Below are 7640 nucleotides of genomic sequence, written 5' to 3'. Positions count from 1 at the left end.
CGCCCCGCGCGCCGCCCAGGCCGGCCTCCCAGCCCCACGGCAACCGCCCCCCCCCCGGACCACCCGCCCGGCGCCCCCCCCCGCGAGCATCGAGGCGCCCGCGCCCCGGCCCGCCGCGATCGGCGGGCCGGTGGAGCCGCCCCGCCCCGCGCCGGTGGAGGGGCCGGTCTCGACCTTCGCACCCCGCGCCTTCCAGCCGGTTTCGCCGGGTGACATCCAGGCTAAGCCGCCCCGCTTCGATGATCTGAAAATGCGCGGGGCCATCAAGGATGTGGTGGGCCAGGTGGACCAGCGCACCAGGCAGATGGAACTTCATCAGATCACCACCATGAAAAGGTTGGCCGAACATGCCGAGGAGGCCGACGGCCGCGCCCGCCGGGTCATTGCCGCCACGGGCCTTGGCCTGCATCGCTTCGAGAAGGAACTCGAGCCGCGCGCCGTGACGCGCGCCAGGTTGCCTGCGGCGAAGGGCTTCGAACTCATGATGCTGCGCGACGTGACACCGCCGGCATCGGGTCTCGGCGGCCCGCTTCTGCCGCCCGCGCCACTCGGCGGCGCTGAGGATTTCGACGAGCATCTGGTGCGTGCCGATCAGGCGCTGCTCAGCGCGGGCAACAGCCAGGCCGTGCTGAAGCGTCTGCCGCTCGCGCGTCCGCTTTCCACCGAACACGACATCACTTCGAGCTTCGGCACCCGGCTCGATCCGTTCACGCGCGGGCTCGCCATGCATTCCGGCATCGATTTTCGCGCACCTCCGGGCACGGCGGTTCGCGCCACCGCGCCGGGCAGGGTGATCGAGGCGGGTTACAGCGGCGGCTATGGCCGCATGGTCGAGATCGACCATGGCAACGGCCTCTCCACTCGCTATGCGCATCTCTCGAGCATTCAGGTCAGCGAGGGTGATACCATTCTTGCCGGCCAGGTGCTGGGAACCGTCGGCTCCACCGGCCGTTCCACCGGGCCGCACCTGCATTACGAAGTGCGCATCGATGACGACGCGACGGACCCCATGCGCTTCCTGCGCGCCAGCCGCCTGATGACAGCGAGCGCGGTGGAGTGAGGCTTCAACTCGTCGACGTTCCCTGGTGGAACCGCAGTTGCCAGCCGTTAGACGTCCGCGTCCAGATTGACGCGCGGTTGGCCTTTCCCGGCGAGGTGCCTTGGTGAATGCTGACGTAAGTCACGAGAAAGCTGTTCTGGTCCAGGGGCCTGACCGCGAAATCCGGGAGCGGGAGCGTCACATCGATCCGCTGTTTGGGCTCAACTTCAAGACACTCAGCCCGCGTGTAGCGCCCGCCCGATCGACCGAACTCCATGAAATCTTCGGCAAAAAGGGCATCGAGCCAAGCACGGTCGTAGCGTGTCTCGGCGATCCAGAGGCCGTGCTCCAGCTCCCGCAGCTCCTCGGTGATTGCCGAAAGCTGAGCGTCGATCACTCGATATCATCCACCGCGATCGGCTCGCCGCCGGTGATCTTGTGCTTCAGCGCGGCCTCGATGAAGGGGTCGATATCGCCATCGAGCACGGCCTGCGGGTCGGTGGAGGTGACGCCCGTGCGCAGATCCTTCACGAGCTGGTAGGGCTGGAGCACATAGGAGCGGATCTGGTGGCCCCAGCCGATATCGGTCTTGGCGGCCTGCTCCGCCTGCGCGATGGCCTCGCGCTTCTTCAGTTCCAGCTCATAAAGACGCGCGCGCAGCATCTTCCAGGCAAGTTCGCGGTTCTGGTGCTGCGAACGGCTGGTCTGGCTCATCACCATGATGCCCGTGGGGATGTGCAGGAGGCGCACGGCCGATTCCACCTTGTTGACGTTCTGGCCGCCAGCTCCTTGCGCGCGCATCAGGTCGATGCGCACATCGCTCTCGTTGAGGTTGATCTGGATGGAATCGTCCACAACCGGATAGATGGTCACGCTGGCAAAGCTCGTGTGCCGGCGGGCATTCGAATCGTAAGGGCTGATGCGCACGAGACGATGCACGCCGGCCTCGGTCTTGGCCCAGCCATAGGCATTGCGGCCCTTGAGCATCAGCGTCGCCGATTTGATGCCCGCTTCCTCGCCGTCGGAGACTTCCATCACCTCGACCTTGAAGCCCGAGCGTTCGGCCCAGCGCTGATACATGCGCATCAGCATCGAGGCCCAATCCTGGCTCTCGGTGCCGCCCGCGCCCGAATGCACCTCGATATAGGTGTCATTGGCGTCCGCCTCGCCCGAGAGCAGCACTTCCATCTGCAGCTTCTCGGAATTCTCGGCGAGCGCGCGAATCTGGTTCTCGCCTTCCGTGATCGTGCCCTCGTCCTCCTCCGCCTCGCCGAGTTCGATGAGGGTCACGGCGTCGTCGAGATCGCCCTGCAGCTTCTTCACGATGCCGATGCGGTAATCGAGATCGGTGCGCTCGCGCATGATCTTCTGCGCGGCCTGTGCATCATTCCAGAAATCGGGCTCCTCGACGCGCGCATTCAATTCCGCGAGCTTCTTCAGCGCGCGGTCCCAATCGAGATGCTTCTTCAGCAACCCGATCGATTGCTGGATCACATCGACCTTTTCTTCGACTTCGGCACGCATGCTTTCATATCCTGCTGGCGCGAACCTGATCAGGCGGCGCGAAAAGCCCGGCCGGGATAGCCTTCCGGGCCGGGCCTGTAAACCGGATTGACGTCAGTAAAGGCCGCCGGTGGTTGAGCCGATGGGGCCGCCGGGAACAACCACGCCGCCCGCCGTCACTTCCCCGAAGGAATAGTTCTCCGGCGGTGCGGTATTGGGCTTGAACGGCTCCAGGATCGCCTGCGGGTCGCCTGCCGTGGTGCGCTGGCCCGTGCGCGCATTCACGCGGATGAACTTGATGCCAGGCGGCACGCGGAATTGCAGGTTCGGCTTGCCGGCCAGCGCCTCCTTCATGAAGGCCGAGAAGATCGGCACGGCATAGGTGCCGGCGGTGGCGCGGCTACCGAGGGATTGCGGCTTGTCGAAGCCGAGATAGACGCCCACCGCGAGATCGGGCGAGAAGCCCACGAACCACACGTCCTTCGCGTCGTTCGTCGTGCCGGTCTTGCCCGCGAAGGTGCGACCGAGCGCGCGAAGCTGCGCCGCCGTGCCACGCTGGGTCACGCCTTCCATGATCGAGGTGATCTGGTAGGCGGTCATCGGGTCGATCACGCGCTCGCGCCTGTCGATGAGGCGGGGCTCGTCCTGTTCGTTCCACGCTTCCGAAGAGCACGGATCGCACTGGCGCTCGTCATGGCGATAGATGGTCGCGCCCCAGCGGTCCTGGATGCGGTCGATGAGGGTCGGCCGGATGCGCTTGCCGCCATTCGCCATCATCGAATAGGCGGCGGTCATGCGCAGAACGGTCGTCTCGCCCGCGCCGAGCGACATGGCCAGCACCGGCAGCATGTCATCATAGACGCCGAAGCGCTTCGCATATTCCGCGACGAGCGGCATGCCGAGATCGCGCGCGAGGCGCACGGTCATGAGGTTCTTCGATTGCTCGACGCCATAGCGCAGCGTGCGCGGACCGGTCGGCTTGCCGTCGTAGTTTTCCGGCCGCCAGATCTCGCCATTGCCCTGGTCGAGCTCGATCGGCTCGTCGAGGATGATCGAGGACGGCGTGTAGCCGTTATCGAGCGCGGTGGCATAGACAAAGGGCTTGAAGGACGAGCCCACCTGCCGCAGCGCCTGCGTCGCGCGGTTGAACTCGCTCTTGTCGAAGGAGAAGCCGCCGACCATCGCCTTCACGCGGCCGGTATGCGGGTCCATGGCCACCAGCGCGCCGGAGATTTCCGGCACCTGGCGCAGGCGATAGCGCCCCTCCTGCCCCGCGATCGGCTCGACATAGACCACATCACCGGGGTTGACGACACGCGCCAGCGGACGGTTGGTCCAGCGCACGCCCTCCGGAGGGATGATGCCGGTCTCCCGCTTGCGATCGACCTGGCCACCCGAGAGCCGGGTCGGCTGGAGGCCGATGCGCGCCTCGGTGTTGGTGACATCCAGAATGACGGCCAGCCGCCACGGATCGACATCCGTCAGGCCCTGCACTTCGGCGAGAGGAATGCCCCAGTCGCCGGTTGGCGGGATGCGATCCTGCGCCCCACGCCAGCCGCGGGCCTCGTCATAGCGCACGAGACCATCGGAAAGCGCCTTGCGGGCCAGAACCTGCATGCGGGGATCGAGGGTCGAACGCACCGAGAGGCCGCCTTCCAGCAGCTTCTTGTTGCCATAGCGATCCACGATCTCGCGGCGCACTTCCTCGGCGAAGAAGCCGGCAGCATAGGCGTTCGGCGAGAGCTGGCGGAAAGTGGCGACCAGCGGCTCCGCGCGCGCAACCTGCGCATCCTCGCGGCTGATATAGCCGTTCTCGAGCATGCGATCGATCACATAGTTGCGCCGGCCGAGCGCCGCCTCGCGGTGGTTGATCGGGTGGTAGTTCGACGGCGCCTTCGGCAGGGCCGCGAGATAGGCCGCCTCGGAAATCGAAAGTTCATGCACCGACTTGCCGAAATAATTCAGCGCGGCCGCCGCGACACCATAGTTCCCCGAGCCGAGGAAGATCTGGTTCATGTAGAGTTCGAGGATCTTGTCCTTCGAGAAGGTCGCCTCGAGACGGAAGGCCAGCAAAGCCTCGCGGATCTTGCGCTCGACCGTCTGGTCGCGGGTCAGGAAGAAGTTCTTGGCCACCTGCTGCGTGATCGTCGAGCCACCCTGCTGGCGCCCGCCGGACCCACGGCGGAACTGAGTGACGACGGCACGGGCCAAACCTTCGGGGTCGACACCGCCATGCTTGTAGAAATTCTTGTCCTCGGCCGAGAGGAAAGCCGCGATCAGCAATTGTGGCATGGCCTGGATCGGCAGGTAGAGGCGCCGCTCGCGCGCGTATTCGGCCAGCAGGGAGCCGTCGGCCGCATGCACGCGGGTGGTCACCGGCGGCTCGTAATTGGCGAGTTGGGCGTGATCCGGCAGATCCTGCGAATAATGCCAGACGACATAGCTCACTGCCGCGGCGCCCACGAGGCCCACGAGCGTGAGGGTTCCGAACAGAAACGCGAGAAACCGCGCGATCAGTCGCATACCACTGCCCTATTCCTGTCGGCACGCCGTTTCCGGCTGCCTCTCCCGCCTTCGTCGATGATCGCACGAAGAGGAGTAAATTCCTGACGCATTCACCAAGTCGAAAGCTGTCTCGCGCAGCAGGATTCCACGAGGGGATACCAGAGCTTCGGCGAGCCCAAAAGTCTCCTGCGAGAGAAAGTCGAAAAGCGTGGCCGAAAAACGGCACCTCCACCGAACAATTCCTTGCGAGGTGCTTTTTTTTGAGACGTCAGGGCGCCGGCGCGGCAGCGGCCGGTTCCGGCGTCGAGGTCGCCAGCACGAAGGATTCCAGCGCATGGGCGAGCGTCTCGGCCAGGGATTTCTGGTCATTGCCATCCACCAGCGCCCGCAAATCCTGCGGATTGGAGAGATAGCCCAATTCGATCAGGATCGACGGCATGTCCGGTGCGCGCAGCACGCGAAAACCCGCGCCGCGCAACGGTGTCTTGTGGGTGCGGTTGCCGAGAGCGGTCACCGTCTGCCGGGCCGCAAGCTGGCCGAAGGCCCGCGTTTCGCGCCGGGCGAAATCCAGGAGAATCGGCTCGATGCCGCCCTTCGCCTCCTCATCGGCATCCAGCCCGGCGATGAGGTCGGCCCGGTTTTCCTTTTCGGCGGCGCGCGCGGCCAGCGCGTCGGTTGCCCGGTCCGAAAGCGTGTAAACCGAGGCGCCACGCACATCCGGTTCGCCCGCGAGCGAATCGGCATGGAGCGAGACAAACAGTCTCGCCTCCCGGGCGCGGGCGAATTTCACGCGCTCGCCGAGCGAAACAAATCGATCATCCTCGCGCGTCATTGCCACCCGCACCCTGCCGGACCTCGCGAGCCGGTCGCGCAGCGCGAGACCGATCGCGAGCACGATGTCCTTTTCCGTTTCGCCCCTGGCACCGGATGCGCCCGGATCAATGCCGCCATGGCCCGGATCGATCACGACGAGCGGGCGCGTGTCGCCCCGGTCGTCCGGTGGCGGTTCCGGTCGCGCCATGCGGCTCGTCATGCGCCTTGCGGAATCGAGTCGGGCCTGCGCCATGAAGGCTTCGGCACTCGTCGCGCGCAATTGCACCACCAGCCGCGCCACACCGGCCTGCCGCACGAAATCCGCGCGCTCGACGAGCACGGGCCGCGCGAGATCGATCACGATGCGCGATTGCCCGGCCATGAAGAGCCCGGCGCGCAAGGCGCCGATCGCCGGAAGCGACCGCCCGGTCATCCTCTGCGCGCTGGCCGCCACGAAGCTGCGGTCGAGGTCGATCACCAGCCGGTCCGGGCCAGTGAGAACCTCGTGGCGGAAGGTCGTTTCCTCGGAAAGATCGATGACGATCGCGAAGAGGTCCAGGCTCTGCCCCTCGACCGGATGGATCGCACGGATCACGGCCGGGGCACCCTGAGGGCCCTGTGCCTCAGCGACGGACACCGGGAACAGCGCCAGAACGAGCAGGACAAGGCCCGCCAAGAGGGCGGCGCCGAGATCAAGCCTGGGGGATGAAAGCCTCATGGCCGGTGGCCTTCCGGTCTCTCGCTTGCAAATTCGCGCATTCGTCCTTACACGAGGTCTATGGTGCGTCGCGCCAGCGGGCAAGACTCCTCAACCTGATGAGTCGCGCTCCGCATTGTTCCCGCCCCGCCTCGACCGGATGCTCCGGCAGGCGTCATGGTCCGGCGAGCCGCCCCCGAAAATCGGGCGCGGCATCCCAATCCCGGCCCTTCGGCGAGAACCTCTTGCGACGGGACGCATCGGCCGCCTTTGGGGATCGTTCTGGTAATGCCCGCTTTTTCGAGCCTGGATCTGAAACCGGTTGCGCCGCTTCGGCTGCGCATGTCCGGGATTTCGGCTCGGCACCTTCCGCGCATGTCAGTTCGCTCCTTCTCCGCGGCCCTTCCCGGCTTCGTCCGGCTGCCGGCTTCGGCCGATGGCCGTTTTCCTGATCCGAAACTTCCCCGTTCCATCGGCATGACCTCCCGCGCATCGGCCTCCAGCCGGCCGAGCCGTCTCGCCTGCTCGATTTCGAGCCATCGAACAGGGACATCCTCATCAAGGCTTATCCATGACCACACGGATGTTGATCGATTCGTCCCACCCGGAAGAGACCCGGGTGGTCGTGCAACGCGGCAATCGCGTTGAGGAATTCGATTTCGAAAGTGCCAATCGCCGCCCCCTGAGGGGCAATATCTATCTCGCCAAGGTGACGCGCGTGGAGCCCTCGCTCCAGGCCGCCTTCGTGGATTTCGGCGGCAATCGCCACGGCTTCCTCGCCTTCGCGGAAATCCATCCCGATTATTACCAGATCCCCGTTGCCGATCGCGAGGCGCTGCTGGCCGAGGAGGCCGCCGCCGCCGACGAGGAGAGCGAGGAAGAGGAGCGCGGCTCGCGTCGCGGTGGCCGCAACAAGGCGCGGCGCCGTCGGGGCGGCATGGTTGAAGTCGCCTCCGCCCCGATGGATGGCGAGGAAGCCGCTTCCGATGAACATTCGGCATCCGGCGAGGATGCCGAAGGCGAAGCGGGCGAGCCCGATGGCGACGAGTCGAGCGCGGACGAATCTGCTTCCCGTGAGCCCGA

5 protein-coding genes and 1 pseudogene are annotated in these 7640 nt (G+C 65.9%); 2 read left to right on the top strand and 4 right to left on the bottom strand.

The window, feature by feature from the left end; all coding sequences use genetic code 11:
- A partial coding sequence (locus ACKODO_RS04315; protein ID WP_408982221.1) for a M23 family metallopeptidase occupies nt 1-1060 on the top strand: 1060 nt, incomplete at its 5' end.
- A 4-nt stretch (nt 1061-1064) separates the two neighbouring features.
- On the opposite strand, the gene ACKODO_RS04310 is transcribed toward ACKODO_RS04315, so the two are convergent.
- The 4 genes from ACKODO_RS04310 to ACKODO_RS04295 form a co-directional block, all read right to left on the bottom strand.
- Nucleotides 1065-1436 carry a DUF4440 domain-containing protein gene (locus tag ACKODO_RS04310; RefSeq protein ID WP_408982220.1) on the bottom strand — a complete coding sequence of 124 codons (372 nt, stop codon included), beginning with the start codon at nt 1434-1436 and terminating at the stop codon, nt 1065-1067.
- A complete protein-coding gene (gene prfB / locus ACKODO_RS04305; protein ID WP_408982219.1) occupies nt 1433-2563 on the bottom strand; it encodes a peptide chain release factor 2 in 1131 nt (376 codons plus the stop codon). Before prfB ends, ACKODO_RS04310 begins: the two co-directional genes overlap by 4 nt.
- A 93-nt stretch (nt 2564-2656) precedes the next feature.
- A complete protein-coding gene (locus ACKODO_RS04300) occupies nt 2657-5065 on the bottom strand; it encodes a penicillin-binding protein 1A (protein ID WP_408982218.1) in 2409 nt (802 codons plus the stop codon).
- A gap of 250 nt (nt 5066-5315) precedes the next feature.
- Entirely contained in the window at nt 5316-6578 is a 1263-nt protein-coding gene (locus tag ACKODO_RS04295; RefSeq protein ID WP_408982217.1) for an N-acetylmuramoyl-L-alanine amidase, read from the bottom strand.
- A gap of 550 nt (nt 6579-7128) precedes the next feature.
- Between ACKODO_RS04295 and ACKODO_RS04290 the strand changes: the two are divergent.
- Nucleotides 7129-7640, top strand: a pseudogene (locus ACKODO_RS04290) (ribonuclease E/G); the annotation flags it as partial.

The organism is Rhabdaerophilum sp., assembly GCF_046092605.1.
Lineage (GTDB): Bacteria > Pseudomonadota > Alphaproteobacteria > Rhizobiales > Beijerinckiaceae > Rhabdaerophilum.
Note: the sequence above shows the minus strand (reverse complement) of the source record. Positions and strands in the feature narration are given on the sequence as shown.

Coding starts and splice junctions, on each gene's coding strand:
- ACKODO_RS04300 (WP_408982218.1), bottom strand. CDS start 5,065: ATGCGACTGATCGCGCGGTTTCTCGCGTTTCTGTTCGGAACCCTCACG.
- ACKODO_RS04295 (WP_408982217.1), bottom strand. CDS start 6,578: ATGAGGCTTTCATCCCCCAGGCTTGATCTCGGCGCCGCCCTCTTGGCG.
- prfB (WP_408982219.1), bottom strand. CDS start 2,563: ATGCGTGCCGAAGTCGAAGAAAAGGTCGATGTGATCCAGCAATCGATC.